General features: G+C 72.0%; 8 protein-coding genes. 1 reads left to right on the top strand and 7 read right to left on the bottom strand.

Going from position 1 to position 18,236, the window contains the following annotated elements; genetic code table 11:
- Positions 1-135 precede the first annotated feature (135 nt).
- The 7 genes from ACZ5ZX_RS22875 to ACZ5ZX_RS22845 all read right to left on the bottom strand — a co-directional run bounded on the left by ACZ5ZX_RS22875 (position 136) and on the right by ACZ5ZX_RS22845 (position 17,033).
- Positions 136-5,454: a type I polyketide synthase gene (locus ACZ5ZX_RS22875; RefSeq protein ID WP_465504019.1), complete on the bottom strand. Its 5,319-nt coding sequence runs from the start codon at positions 5,452-5,454 to the stop codon at positions 136-138.
- A 10-nt stretch (positions 5,455-5,464) separates the two neighbouring features.
- Positions 5,465-8,926, bottom strand: coding sequence for an acyl carrier protein (locus ACZ5ZX_RS22870; RefSeq protein WP_465504018.1), 3,462 nt, complete (start codon positions 8,924-8,926; stop codon positions 5,465-5,467).
- On the bottom strand, positions 8,923-12,351 hold the full coding sequence (locus ACZ5ZX_RS22865) for a beta-ketoacyl synthase N-terminal-like domain-containing protein (RefSeq protein ID WP_465504017.1): 3,429 nt from the start codon (positions 12,349-12,351) through the stop codon (positions 8,923-8,925). The genes ACZ5ZX_RS22870 and ACZ5ZX_RS22865 overlap by 4 nt, the downstream gene beginning before the upstream one ends.
- A 589-nt stretch (positions 12,352-12,940) precedes the next feature.
- A complete protein-coding gene (locus tag ACZ5ZX_RS22860) occupies positions 12,941-14,962 on the bottom strand; it encodes an FGLLP motif-containing membrane protein (RefSeq protein ID WP_465504191.1) in 2,022 nt (673 codons plus the stop codon).
- A 6-nt stretch (positions 14,963-14,968) separates the two neighbouring features.
- On the bottom strand, positions 14,969-15,499 hold the full coding sequence (locus tag ACZ5ZX_RS22855; protein ID WP_465504016.1) for a hypothetical protein: 531 nt from the start codon (positions 15,497-15,499) through the stop codon (positions 14,969-14,971).
- A 106-nt stretch (positions 15,500-15,605) separates the two neighbouring features.
- Positions 15,606-16,499, bottom strand: a complete 894-nt coding sequence (locus ACZ5ZX_RS22850; RefSeq protein WP_465504015.1) for a LysR family transcriptional regulator — start codon at positions 16,497-16,499, stop codon at positions 15,606-15,608.
- A gap of 123 nt (positions 16,500-16,622) precedes the next feature.
- Positions 16,623-17,033 (bottom strand): VOC family protein, encoded by a 411-nt coding sequence (locus ACZ5ZX_RS22845; RefSeq protein ID WP_465504014.1) that lies wholly within the window; start codon positions 17,031-17,033, stop codon positions 16,623-16,625.
- Positions 17,034-17,139: 106 nt separating this feature from the next.
- On the opposite strand from ACZ5ZX_RS22845, the gene ACZ5ZX_RS22840 reads away from it, so the two are divergent.
- The gene (locus tag ACZ5ZX_RS22840; RefSeq protein ID WP_465504013.1) at positions 17,140-18,117 is read left to right on the top strand and encodes an FG-GAP repeat domain-containing protein; all 978 of its coding nucleotides are present in this window, start codon (positions 17,140-17,142) and stop codon (positions 18,115-18,117) included.
- Positions 18,118-18,236: the final 119 nt, after the last annotated feature.

Here is an 18,236-nt window from a genome sequence, read left to right as displayed (position 1 = left end):
CGCCTCCCGGGGGCGCCCGCGCCCTGGGGGCCGCGCCCGGGGGGGGGGGGGGCGTGGGGGTTGACCCCGCCTAGCCCCCCCCCCGACCCCCATGGCCACGCCGCGTTTGCCTTACCCTCTATGACAGTCACCGCTTCAGCGCTCGAGCTTGGGGATGGTGGTCCGGGCGGGTTCGGCGGGCGCCTCGGTCTTGCCGGCGCGCAGCTCCTCGATCCGCTCGGCCAGAGTGGCCACTGTGGACGCTTCGAACAGCGTCTTCATCGCCAGCCGCGTCCCGGTTGCCTTGCGCACCTGGGCGATGAGCTGGATGGCGACCAGTGAGTTGCCGCCGAGGGCGAAGAAGTCGTCGTGCACGCCGATCTTCTCCACGCCGAGCAGCTCGGTCCACTGGCGGGCGATCTCGGCCTCCAGATCGGTGCGCGGGGCGACGTAGTCGTCGTCCGACACCTTCACCGGGGCTTCGCCGGGCTCGTCCAGTTCCTCGGCGCTGACCCGGTGCTCGATCAGTTCCCGCACCGGAAGGGTGCTGATCACCACCTGCCCGCCGAGGCCGGGGGCCAGCGCCCGGACGAACGCCTCGGCGCCGTCCACCGGCCGGATCCCGGTCGAAGTCCCAGCAGTGTCCACAGTGGACACCGCGGCCGCCGAAGCCAGGCCGCCGCCGACGGCGTCCTGATCGACCTGGCGCAGCACGAAGTCCTCGATCGTGACGAGCACGCGGCCGGTCTCGTCGCACAGCGAGAGGTCGGCCGCCACCACCTGGTCGCCGCCGGAGTCGCGGTAGCGCAGGTGGCTGCGGAAACTCGCCGGGAGCGCGTCGTGCACGACGATCCGGCCGTAGCTCATCGGCAGATAGGTGCCGCTCCCCCGGCCGCGGCCGAACGCGGTCGCGACGTCCAGCAGTGCCGGGTGCAGCCCCCACGCGCCGAGGTCATCCGCCGCCGCGTCGGGAGCCGTGATCGTGGCCAGCTCCTCCTGTGCGCCGATCCGGTGTTCGCGCAGGGCCGCCCAGCGGGGGCCGAAGGTGACCATGCTGGTGCGGCCGGTGCCGAAGCCGTGCCCGTCGTCGATCGGCTCGGTCCGGGCCACCACCGCCTCGATGTCCACAGTGGACGAGGACCCGGCCGCGATCCACCCGGCGGATCCGCGCACGTGGGTCCGGCTCGCGCCGGCGATGTGGCTGGTCACGGTGAAGTCGTCGCCGTCGAACTCGACGCGGTACTCCGCGGTGGCGCCGTCCGGGACGCCGAACGGCTCCAGGAACGCGACGTCCCGAAGCTCGACGACGTGCCCGTCGCCGGGCTTCGGCAGCGCCGCGGCCACCGCCGCGCGGACGGTCTCCAGATGTCCCGTGCCCGGGACCACCGGCACCCCGGCGATCCGGTGCTCGTCGAGCAGCCAGTGCGTGGCCGCCGAGACGAGCCCGTGCGCGCCGTCTTCGGTGCGCGTGGTGAGCACGGGGTGCTCGACCGGTCCGAGCGACCGCGACCGGGCGGTGCGGATCGTGGTCGGCGCGGCCACCTCGGCGGCCATGCCGACCTCGTCCCAGCCACCCCAGGCGTGCGAGACCAGCCGCGCCTGCCAGCCATGGTCACCCCGCGCGTAGGCGTCGAGGAAGTTGTTGGCGGCGCAGTAATCGACCTGCCCGATGCCGCCGACCACCGCGGTGATCGACGAGCACAGCGCGACGAAGTCCATCGGCAGATCGGCGAACGCCTCGGCCAGTGCCAGCGTCCCGGCGATCTTCGGGGTCAGTACGGCCTCGGCCGCGGTCCGCTCCTTCACCTCGGCGACACCGCCGCCGGGCAATCCGGCGGCGTGCACGATCCCGTCGAGACCACCGAACTCGCGTTCGGCCAGCTCACGCACCTCGCGCAGCCGCGCCGCGTCGGTGACGTCGGCCGCGACGACGTGCACCACCGCGCCCGCGGCCTCCATCCGCCGCACGGCGAGCATCGTGCGCCCGGCGCGGTCGGTGCCGCCGTGCGCAGCCAGGTGCGCGTCCCATTCCGCCCGCGGCGGCAGCCCGGTGCGGGCGAGCAGCACGAGCTTCGCCCGCACGCGACGGGCGAGGTCCTCGGCGAGCGTGATGCCGATACCACCGGTCCCGCCCGTGATCAGGTACCGGCCGCCGTCCCGCAGCACCGGCTCGGCGGCCGCGGGCAGTTCGAGCCGACTGTAGTCCAGCACCCAGCGACGACCGGCCCGCAGCGCGACCTCGGCCGCCGCGTCGGCCGGGCGGAACAGCTCGGCGATGGTGTCCTGTAAGCGATCCAGGTCGACGTCGATCCGGCGCACCACCGTGCCCGGGCTCTCCAGCGGTACCACCCGGGTGATGCCGGCGAGGGTCGCGTGCTCGGGACGGGTCAGGTCGGTGCCGGTCACGTCGGCGGTACCGGTGCTCACCACGTCGATGCGCACCGGCTCGCCCCAGGCCTGGACGAGGTTGAGCAGACTGAAGAACCCCAGGTCCTGTGCGGCCATCCCGCGCTCGTCCCCGGCCAGGGTCCAGGCGTGCACGACCCGCTCGGGCCGGGTGGGCAGCGCGGCCACGAGCGCGTCGTAGTCCTCGCGTACCCCGGGCCGGACGGTGAAACCGGTCTCCGTCGCGGCGAATCCGTCGCCGGGCCGCACCTCGGTGACCGTCACACCCGCGTCGCGCAGCAGGCCGGGCAGGACGTCGTCGGCGGCGAAAACGAGCGCGTTCGCGAAAGGCTCGCGTCTCAGGTCCGGTTCCGCCTGCCGCCACGCCGGGACGGCGAACCACTCGGACAGGGGCAGCGGACCGCTCCGCCGCGCGGGCTGGACGGCCGTGACCGGATCCGGATCGACCCAATACCGCTTGCGCGCGTAGGGATAGCCGGGCAGCGGTACCCGGTGGCCGGACGTCCGCGGCTGGACGGAAACCCCGTTCGTCCACAAGAGACCGGCCGCGCCGTACAGGGTTTCGACGTCGCCGATGCGCTCGGTACGGCCCGGCAGGCTCGGCTGCGGCGCGGGCATCCCCTTCGGAACCTGGCCGCGCGACAGCCCGGACAGCTGATGTCCCGGGCCGCATTCGACGAGCGCCCAGCGTCCGCCGCGCGCGAACAGGTTCTTGACGCAGTCGCCGAACCGGACGGCCCGACGCAGATGGGAGGCCCAGTAGGCGGGATCGGTGGCCTGGGCGTCGGTGATCCAGTCGCCGGTGACGTTGGACAGGAACGGCAGCGCGGGCGCGGTGCGGGCGACGGAGGCGACGGCCTCGGTGAACTCGGCGAGGATCGGGTCCATCATCGGCGAGTGGAACGCGTGCGAGGTCACCAGCTCGCGGCACTGCACGCCACTGGCCTTGAGCGTCGCCGCGAAATCCGCGACCGCGGCCGGCGGCCCGGCCACGACGCATGTGCCGGGCCCGTTCACCCCGGCGATCGCGAGGGTGCCCGGCAGCCGCGAGGCGACGCTCTCCTCGTCGAGCTGGACGGCCAGCATGGCCCCGGCGGGCATCGACTGCATCAGGCGGCCGCGCGTGGCGACCAGGTTCAGCGCGTCCGGCAGGGTGAAGACCCCGGCGACGGTGGCGGCGACGTATTCGCCGACCGAGTGACCGATCATCGCCGCGGGCCGCACACCCCAGCTCTGCCACAGTTTCGCCAGCGCGTACTCGACGACGAACAGCGCGGGCTGGGTCACGCGGGTTTCCCGCAGCGCCTGCTCGCCACCGCGCCCGAAGATCAGCTCGCGCAGCCCCGGCAGCTCGCCTTCGAGCAGCCGCAGGCATTCGTCGACGGCCGCGGCGAACACCGGCTCGGCCTCGTACAGCTCGGCGCCCATCCCGGCGTATTGGGAACCCTGCCCGGGGAAGAGGAACGCCACGTTCGCCTCCCCGGCCTGTGCGGACACGAGGCGCCGGGGATCCCGCAGCCCGTCGACCGCGTCTTCCAGGTCACGGGCGACGACAGCCGCGCGGTGCGGGTATTCGGTGCGTCCGGCGGCCAGGGTGTGTGCCACGTCCGCGAGGTCGAGGTCGACGTCCCCGGCCAGCCGCTCGGCCAGCCGCTCGACCGCGGCCGAGAGCGCTTCCGCGGTGTTGGCCGACACCCGCAGCAGGTGCGCCGGGTGCGACGTCCTGGACCGCTCCGGACTCGGCGCCTCCTCCAGCACGACGTGCGCGTTGGTCCCGCCGACACCGAACGAGCTGACACCCGCCCGCCGCGGCGCCGGTCCCGCCTCCCACTTCGTCACCTCGCGCGCCGGATAGAACGGGCTCGCCGGGAAGTCGATGCCCGGGTTGGGTTCGTGGTAGTTGATGGTCGGCGGGATCAGCCCGTGCTCCATGACCAGCACGGCCTTGATCAGCGAGACCACGCCCGCCGCCTGCGACAGGTGGCCGATGTTGGACTTCACCGAGCCGATCGCGCACCAGCCGGTGTCCTCGGCCCCGTTCCCGTACACAGTGGACAGTGCGGTGATCTCCATCGGATCGCCCAGCGCGGTACCGGTGCCGTGCGCCTCGACGTAGCCGATGGTGCGCGGGTCGACACCGGCCATGCCGACGGCCTGCGCGATCGCCTCGGTCTGCCCGGACACGCTGGGCGCGGAGAAGCCGACCTTGGTGGCGCCGTCGTTGTTGATCGCGTTGCCCAGCACGACACCCCGGATGTGGTCGCCGTCCTCGATCGCCTGCGACAGCCGCTTCACCAGCACGACCCCGGCGCCGCTGCTCCAGACCGTGCCATTGGCACCGGCGTCGAACGCGCGCACGTGACCGTCCGGCGAGGTGAAGCCCTCGACACCCATGTAGCCGATACCGTGCGGCATCTCCAGGTTGACCCCACCGGCCAGCGCCATGTCGCATTCGCCGTTGCGCAGCGCCTCGCAGGCCAGGTGCACCGCGACCAGGGACGTCGAGCACGCGGTGAACACCGCGAGGCTCGGGCCGCGCAGGTCGAGCTTGTACGACACCGAGGTCGTCAGGTAGCTCGGCTGGTTGCCGGTCGAGATCCCGATACCACCGTGCTGCGAGGCGAGGATCCGCTCGTTGCGCAGCAGGTTCTCCTTCAGGTAGCCGGTGCCCCCTGATCCGCCGTAGACGCCGATCGCGCCGTCGAAGCGGGCCGGATCGTAGCCCGCGTCGGTCAGCGCGGCGTGGCACGACTGGAGGAACAGCCGATGCTGCGGGTCGGTGATCTCGGCCTCGCGGCTGGTCATGCCGAACAGCTCGGCGTCGAACTCGTCGAAGCCGTCGACCACGGCGGTGGCGTTCACCCAGCTCGGATCGTCCACAGTGGCCTCTTCGGCACCGCGGGCGATCATCTCCTCGCGGGTGGCGGGCACGATCGACTCGACACCGTCGACGAGGTTGCGCCAGAACTGCCGCGCGTCACGCGCGCCGGGCACGCGTACGTCCAGTCCGACGATCGCGATCGGTTCGGCTCCGGGATCGCCGGTGCCGGTTTCGGGAAGGTGGTTCACGGTGGTGCTCCTATTCGGGACCGGCCTGGCCGGCGGTGCGACGGGGTCTTCTGGTCTGGGTGCGGCCGCGGCGGGCAGCGACGCGCTCGGCGGCGCGGGCCAGCTCCGGGGACGCGGCGCCGCCGGAGTGCAGATGCGCGGCGAGGGCGCGGACAGTGGGGTGGCTCAACAGGTCGACCATCGGGATCCGGCGGCCGAGCCGGGTGGTGACCTGGGCGTGCACCCGGGCCAGCGCGAGCGAATGCCCGCCCACGTCGAAGAAGTTGTCACTGTGCCCGACTTCGGCGACGCCCAGGACGTCGCACCAGGCACGGGCGATCACGGCCTCGGTCGCGGCCAGTGCCGCCGGGTCGGCGGTCACCGACGGCGGCCGGGCCTGGACGCGGTTCGCCGCGGCGGGCGCGGCGGTGCGGACACCCGCCCTCGGCAACTCCGGCACGCTCGTCCCGACCGGCGCGTCCGGTGCCGCGGCGAGCGCGTCGAGCAGGGCGACATAGTCCTCGGCGAGCCCGGCCATCCGGGCGTGGTCGAACAGGTCCGGGTTGTACAGCAGTTCGACGCCGTCGTCGTGGACGTACACCGTGAGGTCGAACGGCGACCCCGGCTTGTCGACCGGCAGCCACGCCGAGGCCACGCCGGGCAGGTCCAGCCGCGGCTCGGCGAAGTTCAGGACGTTGAACATCACCTGCACGAGCGGGGCGTGCGCGGGGTCACGCGGCACGCCGAGCGCCTCGACGAGCCGCTCGACCGGCGCGGCGGGATGCGCGGTCGCCGCCAGGAGTGCCGCGCCGCCGTCGCGGACGTGCGTCGCGAAGTCCGCGGCGTCGTCGGCCCGCAGCCGCACCGGCACGATGTCCACGAAGAATCCCGCGACCTCTTGGAATTCGGCGAGCTGCCGGTCGGCGACGACCGTGGCGACCAGGTGGTCGGTCGCGCCGGTGAGCCGCCGCAGCAGCTGGCCGAACGCGGCGAGCAGCACCCCGGCGCGCGTCGTGCCGGTGCGGGCGGCCAATTCCCGAACCGACTCGGCGGTACGGTCCGAAAAGGACTGACGCAGGCTCGCGCCCCGATAGGTCTGCACGGCCGGGCGCGGCCGGTCCCGTGGAAGGTCCACTGTGGCCGGTGCACCGGACAGATGTCCGGTCCACCAGGCGACGTCCACGGCCTCCCGGCGTTCGTCGCGTCCGGCCCGCCACGCCGCGTAGTCCGCATAGGACGCCACCAGCGGCGGCAACGGCTCGCCCCGGTAGGCCGCCGACAGGTCGGCGCAGAGCAGCTCCTGCGACCAGCCGTCGAACACCGCGTGATGCAGCGTGAAGCCGAGCACGTGTTCCGTCTCGCCGAGCCGGTAGAGCCGCACGCGCCAGGGAGCCTCGCGGTCGAGGTGCACCGGCGTCGCGGCGTCGGCGGCCAGCCGGGCCCGTAGCCCGCCCTCGGTCACCGGCACCACGGGCAGCGGAATGTCCGCCGACGGCAGGCGATCCGCCAGCGGAGCGCCGTCGACGGCCCGGATCCGCCAGCGGAGCACGTCGTGCCGCTCGGCGACCGCGCGCAAGGCGTGGCGCAGCGCGTCGACGTCCAGCACGCCGGTCAGCCGGAACGCCATCGCGATGTTGTACGGCGCGGCGTCCGGGGCGAGCTGGTCGAGGAACCACAACCGCCGCTGCGGCGGGGACAGCGCGGGCGCGTGCCCGGTGGTCAGCCCCGGTCCGGTCAGCGGCGGCGCGGCCGCGACCCGCCGGGTGAGCCCGTCGAGAGTTCCGCCGTCGAAGACGTCCTCCGCGGCGACGTCGGCGGCCAGCTCCGCCCGCAGCGCCGCGACCAGGCGCATCGCGGCGATCGAATTCCCGCCCGAGGCCAGGAAATCCGTCCCCGCGCCGTCACCGAGCACCCGCCGCCAGAGGGCCGCGACCGCGCGTTCGGCCGGGGTGCCGAGCGGGCCGAGGTCCTCCCCCCGTTGCCCCGCCAGTGCCGCTTCGGCGAGGTCACGCAGGGCGGGCCGGTCGATCTTGCCGGTGACCGGGTTGACCGGCAGGCGGTCGAGCACCCGGACCGCGGCCGGGCGCATCGCCGCGGTGAGCCTTCCCCGGCCGAGTTCGTCCACATCGGACGGTGCGGAAGCCGGTGCCACGAAGGCCACCAGCCGCGTTCCGCCGGCCCCGGCGACCGCCTCCACGGCAGCGGCGCCGACGTCCGGATGAGCCGTGAACGCCGCCTCCACCTCGCCGAGCTCGATCCGCTGGCCGCGGACCTTCACCTGGCGGTCGGCGCGGCCGGCGAACTCGAGACGGCCGTCGGGCAGCTCACGGGCCAGATCACCGGTGCGGTAAAGCTTTTCCCCCGGCGTGCTCGGGTCGTCGACGAACTTCTCGGCGGTCAGTTCCGGGCTGCCGAGGTAACCCCGCGCGAGACCCGGACCGCCGATGAGCAGCTCGCCGATTTCGCCGGGCGCGACCGGCCGCAGTTCGGCGTCCACGACGTACGCCCGGTGGTTCGGCGTCGGGCGGCCGAGCGGCAGCGGGTCGGCCGGGATGCCGGTGACCTCGTCGGTGACGACCACCACGGTGGTCTCGGTCGGGCCGTAGACGTGGAAGAACCGCCGTCCCGGCAGCCAGCGCGCGGCGAGTTCCGCGGGCACCGGCTCGCCACCGCAGGCGACGACGCGCCAGCCGGGCACGGCCTCGGGGTCCACCATGGACAGCAGCGTCGGCGTGACGAAGCCCCATTCGACGTCGTGCTCGACGAGGAACCGCCGCAGCCGTTCGGGGTCGGCCCGGTCGGCGGCGCCGGTGAGCTGGACCGATCCGCCGTGCGCCAGCGGGACGAACACGTCCATGGTGAAGGCGTCGAAGGCGAGCGAGGAGATGCCGAGCGCCCGGGCGCCGGGCCGGATCCCGAGGGCGGTGGCGAACCCGGTGACGAACGCGACCACGTTGCGGTGGCTGGTCAGCACGCCTTTGGGGCGGCCGGTGGAGCCGGAGGTGTAGAGGAGGTGGACGAGATCGTCCGGCCCGGCGGGGCACTCGGCGGCCCCGTCCGCGGGCGGGGGCACGTCGAGGGCCTCGATGCCTTCCGTGGCACCGAATTCGGCCCGCGCGCGGTCACCGACGACAAGGGAGATCCCGGCGTCCGCGGCGATTTCGGCCAGCCGCGCCTTCGGGCCGCCGGGTTCGAGCGGTACGTAGGCGGCCCCGGACAGCAGCACACCCACGACGGTCGAGATCAGCTCCGGCCGCCGGTCGGCGCAGACGCCGACGCGGGCACCGGGACCGGCGCCCCGTGCCCACAGCAGCCTGGCGACGCCGGTCGCCGACGCGACCAGTTCGCGGTAGGTGAGCCGGGCGTCACCCTGCCGGACGGCCACGGCATTCGGGGTGCGCGCGGCCTGGGCGAGGATCAGCCCGGTGAGGGTGGTGTCCGGATAGGACAGTGGCGGGCCGTGGCCGCCCGCGACGGGCAAGGTGTCGGTCACCGAGGGCTCCCCTGGTCGGATGTGTGGTGAGGCGGTGGGTCGATCCAGTGCCGCTCCCGCTGGAACGGATAACCCGGTAACGGGACGCGGCCCGGTTCACCGCCCGCCGCCCAGTCGATTTCGCCGCCCTCGACCCAGTGGGCAGCCAGGTCTCGCTCCTCCCCGGCCGGGCCTTCGACGCCGGTTCCGTTGGCCAGCACCGCGTCGAGCGCGGTGATCGCCGACGCGACCGAGTCCGCGACCACGGCGGCGCGGCACGCGAACGCCCGCCGGACCGAGAGCGTGTACGCCGCGTCCCCGAGATCCGGCGCGTCCGTGGCGAGCCGCTCACGCAGCCGGGAAACAGCCTCGCGCAACGCCTTCGTGTCACGCGCGGACACCGGCAGCACGAACGGACCGCTCGCCGCCTGCCGTGGCGGGAGGTCTGGGGCCTCCTCCACGATCATGTGCACGTTCGTGCCGCCCATACCGAACGAGCTGACCCCGGCCACCCGCCGTTCGCGGGCAGGCCAGTCGGCCGCCTTCGCCGGGACATACCAGGGGCCGCCCGCCAGGTCGACCTCCGGATGCGAGGCCGTGAAGTGCAGGCTCGGCGGGATGACGCCGTGCCGCACGGACAACACGGCCTTGATCAGCCCGGCGATGCCGGCCGCCGCGTCGAGATGCCCGATGTTCGTCTTCACCGAGCCCAGCGCGCACGTTTCCGGCGGCGCTTCGCGGTAGACGCGGTTGAGCGCGGCCACCTCGATCGCGTCGCCGAGCGGGGTGCCGCTGCCGTGGGCTTCGAGCAGCGCGACCTCGTCCGGGGCGACCTCGGCGACGGCCAGCGCCTCGGCCACCGCCGCCGCCTGCCCCGCCGGTCCCGGCACGGCGTAACCCGCGCGATCCGGGCCGTCGTTCGTGATCGCCCAGCCGGGCAGCACGGCGTAGACGTGGTCGCGGTCGGCGAGCGCGTCCGCCAGCCGCCGCAGCACGACCACCCCGGCGCCCGAGCTGAACCCCGCGCCCGCCGCGTCGACGTCGAACGCGCGGCACCGGCCGTCCGGCGAGACGAGCCCACCGCCGCGATACCGAGGCCACGTCACGTTCGCACCGCCGGCCAGCGCGACGTCGCACCGGTAGTCCGCGAGGCTCTGCGCGGCCAGCGCCACCGCCGCGAGCGAGCTGGAGCACGCGCTCTGCACGGCCACCGCGGGTCCGGTCAGCCCGAGCCGGTAGGCGACCTGGCCGGGTAGGTGATCGGTGAGCTGGCGGCCGGTCAGCCGCCCCTCCCAGTCGTCCGGATCGACGTCGCCGGTCACCGCCGGGTTGCCGAACAGGTGGAACAGGAAGTAGCGGTTCACCGAGGTCGACGTGAACACCCCGACCGGCCCGGTCTCGGCGGCGGGGTCGCGTCCCGCGTCCTCGAGTGCCCGCCACGCCGTTTCGAGGAACAGCCGGTGCTGCGGGTCGGTGCGCGCGGCCTCCTCGGCGGTGAACCCGAAGAACCCGGCGTCGAACTCCTCGACTCCCTCGATCCGGCCACCCGCCCGCACATACGCCGGGTCTCCGCGCAGGCCCGGCCCGATGCCCAGCGCCACCAGCTCGTCGTCGGTGTAGTCGTGGATCGAGTCGACTCCCGCGCAGAGGTTCCACCAGAACGAGGCGGCGTCCGGCGCACCGGGGAACCGGCAGGCCAGCCCGACGACGGCGATGAGGTCCCCGGCCTGCTCCTCCGCGGCGACCGGCGGCCGGGTGTCCGAAGTGGACTCCGTGAGCCAGGCCGCCTGCCCGGCGATCGTGGTGCGCTCGAACAAGGCGAGCATCGGGACGTCCACCCCGAACTCGTCGGCCAGCCGCGTCTGCACCCGGCCGAGCCGCAGGGAGTCACCGCCGGCGTCGAAGAACGCCTCGGTGCGCCCGACCCGGTCGCGGCCCAGCACGGCGCACCAGATCCGGTGGACGCGTTCCTCGGCAGGGGTCAGGCGCTCGGCCGGGACGGCCGCGGCCGACCGCGGGTCCGGCAGTGCCCGTTCGTCGAGTTTCCCGGTGACGGTCAGCGGAAAACCGTCCAGCACCGCGACGGCGGCGGGTACCGAGTAGCCCGGCAGGACGTCCGCCAGCGCGGCCCGCAGCATCCGGCCGTCCGGACGCGGGCCTGCCGCGGTCACGTAGGCGAGCAGGTCGCCGTCGCGCACGATCGCGCGGGCTTCGGCCACTCCGGGCTGTTCGGCGAGCCGGGCCTCGATCTCGGTCAGCTCCACCCGGAAGCCGCGGACCTTGACCTGCCGGTCGAGCCTGCCGAGGCAGACGAGGTTCCCGTCCGGCAGCAGCTTGCCGAGGTCGCCGGTCCGGTAGCGACGGCCGCCGTCGGCCGTCACCCCGAACGCCGGGCTCGGCTGGTCGAGGTAGCCGTCGACGAGATGCCGTCCGCGCACTTCGAGTTCTCCGCTGTCCAGCACGGCGAGGGTGAACCCGGGCAGCGCGCGCCCGATCGGCAGCGGTCCGTCGGCGTCCGGGTCCAGCTCGGCGGCGGTCGTCCGGTACTGCGCGGCGAAAGTCACCTCGGTGGCGCCGTAACCGTTGACGAACACGCAGTCCGGTGCGAACCGGCCACGGCGGACGTCGGCGTGGGTCGCCCGCTCGCCGCCGAGCAGTACGGTCCGCACGGACGGGAGGCCGGTCTCGCCGAGGACGTCGAGCAGATGCCGGTAGACCGTGGGCGTCGAGTGGTAGACGGTCACCTCGTGCCGGGCCAGCTCGCGCGCGGCGTGGGCGAGGCCGTGCGCGCGCAGGTCGACCGGCACGAGCGCGGCACCGGTGAGCAGTGCCGGATAGAGGTCCGGGATCGCCGCGTCGAAGCCGAACGACGCGAGCAGGCTGAGCCTGTCGGCCGAGGTGATGCCGAGCGCGGCGATCTGGTTGTCGACGACGTGCAGGAGGTTGCGGTGCGTCTGCGCGACCGCCTTCGGCCTGCCGGTGGACCCCGAGGTGAACAGCACGTACGCCGGACCGTCCGGATCGGATTCGGGCACCGGGAGCGACGCGGTCTCCGTACCCGTGCGCACGAGCCGCGCGGATCCGGTGCGGCACAAGGACTCCGCCAGCTCGACGTACTCCGGATCCGCGAGTACGGCGGTCACCCGCGCGGCCGCGAGCTGGTACTCGAGACGTTCCCGGGGGAACGTCGGGTCCAGCGGGACGTAGGTGCAGCCCGCGGCGAGGGTGCCGAGGATCGCCGCGATCGCGGCGCTGCCGTGCCCGGTGACGAGCCCGACCCGCTCCCCCGGCCGGACACCGGCGTCACGCAACCGCAGCGCGCGGCCGCCCGCGAGCCCGGCGAGCCGGGCGTAGGTGACCCCGGAGCCGTGCTCGAAAACCGCGATCCGGTCGGGCGTTTGCCGGGCGTGTACGTCGAATCGGCCGACGCAACCGGCTCGTGTCATCGGGCGTCGAGCAGTCGCTCCGAGGTTTTTCGGGCGCGCGACAACAACGGCGTGGACTTCATCTTGCTCCCCAGTGACCATTCAGGTGAAGAATTACGCAAGGTTAAGACGACCGGCCGCGCCGAGGAATACGAATTCCGTTGATTTAGGCCAAACAGCCTACGATCTTGGACCACAAGCTGCAGCTACCCGCGTCTTTCAGCCCAATCCGTGGACTGGTCCGCATTTCGCGCTCGATTTTTCAGCCACCATGAACACTCGATCGATTACGTTCAGTAATGTGTCGGATATTAACCGACACTGTGCAACGGAATACGTTCACGAAAAGCCGCCGGGCTAATTCACCACAATCGATTCAGAAATACGATCCCGATCGCGCCGCCTCACGCGAGGAAGTCGCGTTCGCGCAACTTGTTCAGCGCGGTGATGTGGTTGACACCCGGGTGGTCACTGGCTCGCGCCTCGGCCGGCCGAGCCCGCGGAGAGCCTCCGGCCAGGTTCCAGCGCAGTGCCGGACCGATCCTCTGCGTGCCTCCCCTCGCGGCACCCTCAAGCCAGGAGGCCTTCACGGACCCGCCGTCTTTGCCGTTCAAGCTGTCCGGACACCCTTCAACCGCCGCAGGAGAAAGCTCGTCACGCCCGCCAGGACGAACAGACACGTCGCCACGAAGATCCGCTCATCCGAGGGATGGTCGTCGAGGGCGGGATGCACGCTCTTGAGCACCACATGGACGTAGAAGAAGACGGCGGGCGCGTACAACGCCCACCACGCGACTTTGCTCCAGGCCTTCAGCGCGTAGCCGTCCAGCGGTTCGATCGGGAGCAGGCCGAAGACGACCACCTGGATCCCCGCGGCCAGCACGACACAAATCGCGAAGGCGATCCCATAGGTCATCGACTTCGGAGCCGCTTCACGCCCGGCGACGACGAGAGGGGCGAGCGCCGCCCAGAGACCGATACAGGTCACGAGGACGGCGATCCCGCCGCCGAGCGTCGCCCGTCCTTGCGCCTTCTTCGACACCGCTCCCACCGCGAAGAAGGTGACGACCAGTCCATAGACGTAAGGCACGGGAGAACCCAGCCAACGGGACACGGTGGCCAGCACCGCGGCCACGAGGAACCCCAGCCAGATCGCCCTGAGATGGCCGCGTCCGCGGTCCGGGCTGAGCAGTGAATCCTTGGGTTTCTCGTAGACGGCGACGACCAGTGACAGGGATATCGCGCCCGCCGCCGCTTTCACTGCGACGGCACCCCAGTCCCAGGTGCGGGCATTGACCTCCGCGTCGGCCCAGACCAGCAGTGCCCCGCCGATCGCCGCGTAACCGAGTGTCCGCGCCACCGCGTGGCCACGCGGTGGCGCGGTCTCCAGCCGTTCGAGGGTGCGCCGGGTCCGGAGTACTTCGATGATCTTGTTGACCAGGTCCGCCGGGAACGCGGTCTCCAGCAAGAGCACCAGCGACAGGATCGCCGCCGTCTCCACCCCGCTCGCCGCCAGGGACCGCAGATCGGTCAGGACCTCGCTCGGCACGGGAATGTGGACAGGCCCGGGTGGCTTCGGTCCGGGTGGTTCCGAAGGGGGTGGCGGCGGGGAACCGGGCGGCTCCGTGGTCGGCTGGGCAGGTGTGGTGGCGGCCGGCTTTTCCTTCCACGTCAGCTCGAAGGTCGTCAGCCCCGGGCCCGTGGGCAGTCTCATGGTCCCGGCGGGATAGGTGGCCCCGCCGCACCGGAACTCCACGGGGCGGATGCCCGCGGCCAGGCCGCCGGGGAGGTACGCGTGCAGGTCGACGAACTCCCAGTGCGCCCCGCCACCGCGTCCCTGCTCGGCCTCGTCGAGCCAGGTGTCCAGTCTCCTGCCACCGACGATGATGGGACCTGCCCGGCATTCCGCCGGATAGCCGTGCAGGTGGACGGTGACCTCGGGTTTCCCCGACGGCTGGTCGCCGGTCGGCGCGGGTGCGTCCGTCGCGGACGGCCTCGGCCGGACCGTGATGGTGACGGTCGCGTCCGCCGCGTCGTTCTGCGGGTCCACCGCCCGATAGCCGAAGGAATCCGTTCCGGTGAAACCGGTCGGCGGCGCGTAGTCGAACGACCCGTCCGGCCGCAGGACGACCCGGCCACCTCGCGCGGTGAAACCGTTTTTCGCCGTGGCCGCCGCGGTCATCCGTTCCCCGTCGGGATGGCTGTCATCCGCCAGCACACCGGGCGCGGGAACCTTCAGCAGCACACCCGTTGTCGCCTCGTAGCTGTCGTCGCGCGGATGCGGGCCGATCCGCACCCCGGCGGACACGGTCGCCGTGTTGCTCCTGTTCCCCGCCGTGTCGACGATCCGGTAGCCCCACTGCGCCATCGTCGAAGTCCCTCTGCGCCAACGGAAACCGACCGGGCTGGTGGTCGGCTCCACCACGCCGTCCGTCGGGCCGGACACCAGCTCGACGGCACGGACCTGCGCGCCCCGCGGGGTGTCGTTCGCCAGGACGTCGACCGTGAACCAGCCGCCGACCGCCTGGTTGCTGGAAAAGACGACGCGGTCGTCCACCGCCACCGCGGGCGCCGCGGCCATGCTCAGCAAGGCACCCAGCCCGGCTATCAGCAGCACCAGGGCGCGTTTCATCACCCGTCAGAAATTCCAGGTCCGGACGGTGAGATCCCAGCGGCCGCTGTTGTCGACGGTCCTCTCGTCGTTCTGCGCCAGCCACAGCCAGGTCTCCGGCCCGTGGTGGACCACGCATCCGCTGTCGGCCCCGATCGGGAAGGCGACCCCCGACGAGACGAAGAATCCGTACAGTCCGTACGACGGTGCCGAAATCCCGCCCCAGACCGTCCTCGTCCGTTCGGTCGGGTGGCCCGCGGGCGAGTACGACGGCCCCCACGGCCACGAGTCGATCTTGATGGAGCCGGTTGCCCGGATCCGGACGACGTCCCCGTCCCGCAGGGGGATGCCGGGGCCGATGACCGTCCGGTCCCGGTAACCGAAGTTCGCCGGCTGCCCGTTCAGTATCGTCAGAGCCGTATCGCGGATCACGCCGATCTGGTCCCCCCGGCACAACTGCTGGGACAGCTCGGTCCCGGCGTGCGCGGGCGCCGGCTGCAGCAGGCCGAGTACGGCCACCGCGGCCGCGATCGGCACGGTGTACCGGATTCCTGTCATGGTCGTTGGACTCCCGTCGTGACGCCGTTTCCCCGGTGCCTCCGAGGATCGGGCAACGCACCGGTCCAGGTCGAAGTCGTTGTGGCTATGCGCCGATCGGCCGGGGCTATACCGGCAGTTCGGCCGTGATCCGGGCCGCCAGCTCGCAGAACAGCCGGGGCAGCGCGCGCCGGTCGTCGCGGCGGCGGGCGACACCGGTGGACGAGAGCGGACCTCCGCGCAGCTCCACAGCGTGGAACCCGTGCACGGAGGCGCTCTTGACGTACAGATACGGCGCCGGGCAGACCACGGTGTTCAGGACGACGGACAGCGCCAGCTCCGTCACCGTGCTGACCGGTTCGCCCACCGCCTCCGGGTACTCGCCGTTGCGCAGTTCCGGCAGCAGCCACCACCGCTTCATGGACTCGGGCACGGCGTCGCCGACGTTCGGCATCGGCTCTTCGAGCACGTCGGAGACGTCGACCGATTCGAGCTCCGACAACGGGTGCCCGACCGGAACCGCGAGACCGCACGGCTCGTCGATGATCGGCTCCCACAGCACCCGTTCGATGTCCACCGGCAACCGCACCAGCGCGACATCGACCTCGTCGTCGAGCAGCGGCCGTTCCGGGTCGGGCAGCGTGGTCTCCTGCCACGACAGCCGGACATGCGGATACGCCGCCGCGAACGCGCTCGCGATCGGCACGTGCACCGCGCGCGGGATCGGCGGCGACCAGCCGACCCGCAGCACGTCCGGCTCCGCCCCTGCCCGCCGGGTCGCGCGGGCGGCCTCGTCCACCATCCGCAGCACTGCTTGTGCGTGGCCGTAGAAGACCTCACCGGCGGCGGTCAGCCGGACCCCGTCCGGAGCGCGCAGGAACAACGGCACGCCGAGCTCCCGCTCCAGCGCGCGGATCTGCTGGCTCAAGGTCGGTTGCGAGACGAAGAGCATCGTCGCGGCCTTGGTGAACCCGCCCTGCTCGGCGACGGCCGTGAAGTACCTGAAATGACGCAGTTCCATGCTCCCCGCCCCGCGTTCGACGCCCATCCCCTTCGAGCCCGTCCACGATTCCGCAGAACGGCGTACCGGGACACGTCCAGCAGGATGAAGTCCGGCAACGATCCGGACACCCTCGTACTCCGGTCAGGACGACGATCCGGACGTTTCCGCCGAGCCGCCGGATCCGTACGGGCGGGTGAGGATCTCGAGCACGTGACCGTCCGGATCGTCGAAGTAGACGCCCCGGCCGCCGTCGTTGGTGTTGATCTCCCCCGCGCCGCGGTGCCCCGGCCCCGCCCAGTACGGCACACCCTTTTCGCGGATCCGTCCGAAAATCGTGTCGAACTCGTCCTCCTCGACCAGGAAAGCGTAGTGCTGCCTGGAGAATTCCTCGGTGCTGTGCATGACGTCGAGCGAGACCTCGTTGCCGGTCTGGACCACAAGGAACGGACCGAATTCGGCGGGCTCGGGCAGGCCGAGGATCGAAACCAGGAAGTCCGCCGTGGCGGCCCGGTCGGTGGCGTTGATGATCGTGTGATTCAGCTGCACTGTCATGAAAAGCACCATGACATCTCGAGTTCGCTGGAGGTCAACACGTTCACCCGTAACGTTTCGCGGTCCGTCACGACTTGAGTACTGGAGCCGACACGAAGGGGACGTGATGCGTGCTTTGGCGATGGCCGGTGTTGCCGGTCTGTTCATGCTGACTCTCGCTCCGCCGGCGGCGGCGTCCGGCGTCCCGGAGCAGTGGTCGGCCGGACCGTTCACGGCGCAGGTCGCGGTCATGGCGGGGGACGTCGACGGCGACGGCAAGGACGATCTGGTCAGCTACAACACCTATCTGTACGGATGCTACGTGCTGCGGTCGAGCGGTTCCGGCTTCCAGGCACAACAGAACTGGGGCGCCGGGGACTTCCTGAGCAGCGGCTTCAACGGCAGCGCCAACTTCGTCGGCGACATGGACAACGACGGCCGCGCGGACGCCATCGCAGTCCGGCGGCAGACGGCCTCGACACCTCGCGGCATCTTCGTGGCGAGGTCGATCGTGGACTACTACGGCGTGGAACGCTTCGGGACGCCCAAACAGTGGCTGAACAACACCATCGCCGGTGACTACGGGAACCTGGCCGCCGATCTGGACGGCGACGGGGACACCGACGTGATCGGCCTGTTCGACGTGGCCACCCTCGCGGCACGGTCGGACGGCGGCACGACCCTGCCGCTGGTCGCGTGGGCGCCGCCCATCCGCGGCGGGAAGGCGACGCTGGCGGCCGACGCGACCGGTGACGGGAAGGCCGACCTCATCCTCGTCGACGCGGACGGCACGAGGGTGGTGGCCGGCACCGCGAACCGCTGGTTCGACACTCCGGTGTCGTGGTCGGCGATTCCCTTCCACGGCAGCAAGAAAACCCTCACCGCGGATATCGACGCCGACGGAGATGCGGACCTCATCGCGATCAACGACAACGACGTGCAGGTGATGCGCTCCACCGGGTCGGGCTATTCCCCGCCCGAGACGTGGTACGCGGGCCCCTTCTTCGGCACGAAGGAAACACTCACGGCCGACGTCGACGGAGACGGCGACGCGGACCTTGTCGCGGTGAACGCCGACGACGTCTGGGTTCTGCGCTCGCAGTAGTGGGCCGGGTTGGTCGTGAGTGGCGATTCGTGGTGTGAAAACACCAAGCCCAAAACCACCACCCCCCCCCCCCCCGCGAAGGCCCGGCCGTGGGGGTAATTCGCGCAGCCCACAAGCAG

The sequence above is a fragment of the Amycolatopsis sp. NPDC033938 genome (assembly GCF_055575975.1).
Note: the sequence above shows the minus strand (reverse complement) of the source record. Positions and strands in the feature narration are given on the sequence as shown.

Excerpts from the sequence above, each read along its gene's own strand:
- ACZ5ZX_RS22865 (WP_465504017.1), bottom strand. The coding sequence starts at position 12,351 with ATGACACGAGCCGGTTGCGTCGGCCGATTCGACGTACACGCCCGGCAA.
- ACZ5ZX_RS22860 (WP_465504191.1), bottom strand. The coding sequence starts at position 14,962 with ATGAAACGCGCCCTGGTGCTGCTGATAGCCGGGCTGGGTGCCTTGCTG.
- ACZ5ZX_RS22855 (WP_465504016.1), bottom strand. The coding sequence starts at position 15,499 with ATGACAGGAATCCGGTACACCGTGCCGATCGCGGCCGCGGTGGCCGTA.
- ACZ5ZX_RS22850 (WP_465504015.1), bottom strand. The coding sequence starts at position 16,499 with ATGGAACTGCGTCATTTCAGGTACTTCACGGCCGTCGCCGAGCAGGGC.
- ACZ5ZX_RS22845 (WP_465504014.1), bottom strand. The coding sequence starts at position 17,033 with ATGACAGTGCAGCTGAATCACACGATCATCAACGCCACCGACCGGGCC.
- ACZ5ZX_RS22840 (WP_465504013.1), top strand. The coding sequence starts at position 17,140 with ATGCGTGCTTTGGCGATGGCCGGTGTTGCCGGTCTGTTCATGCTGACT.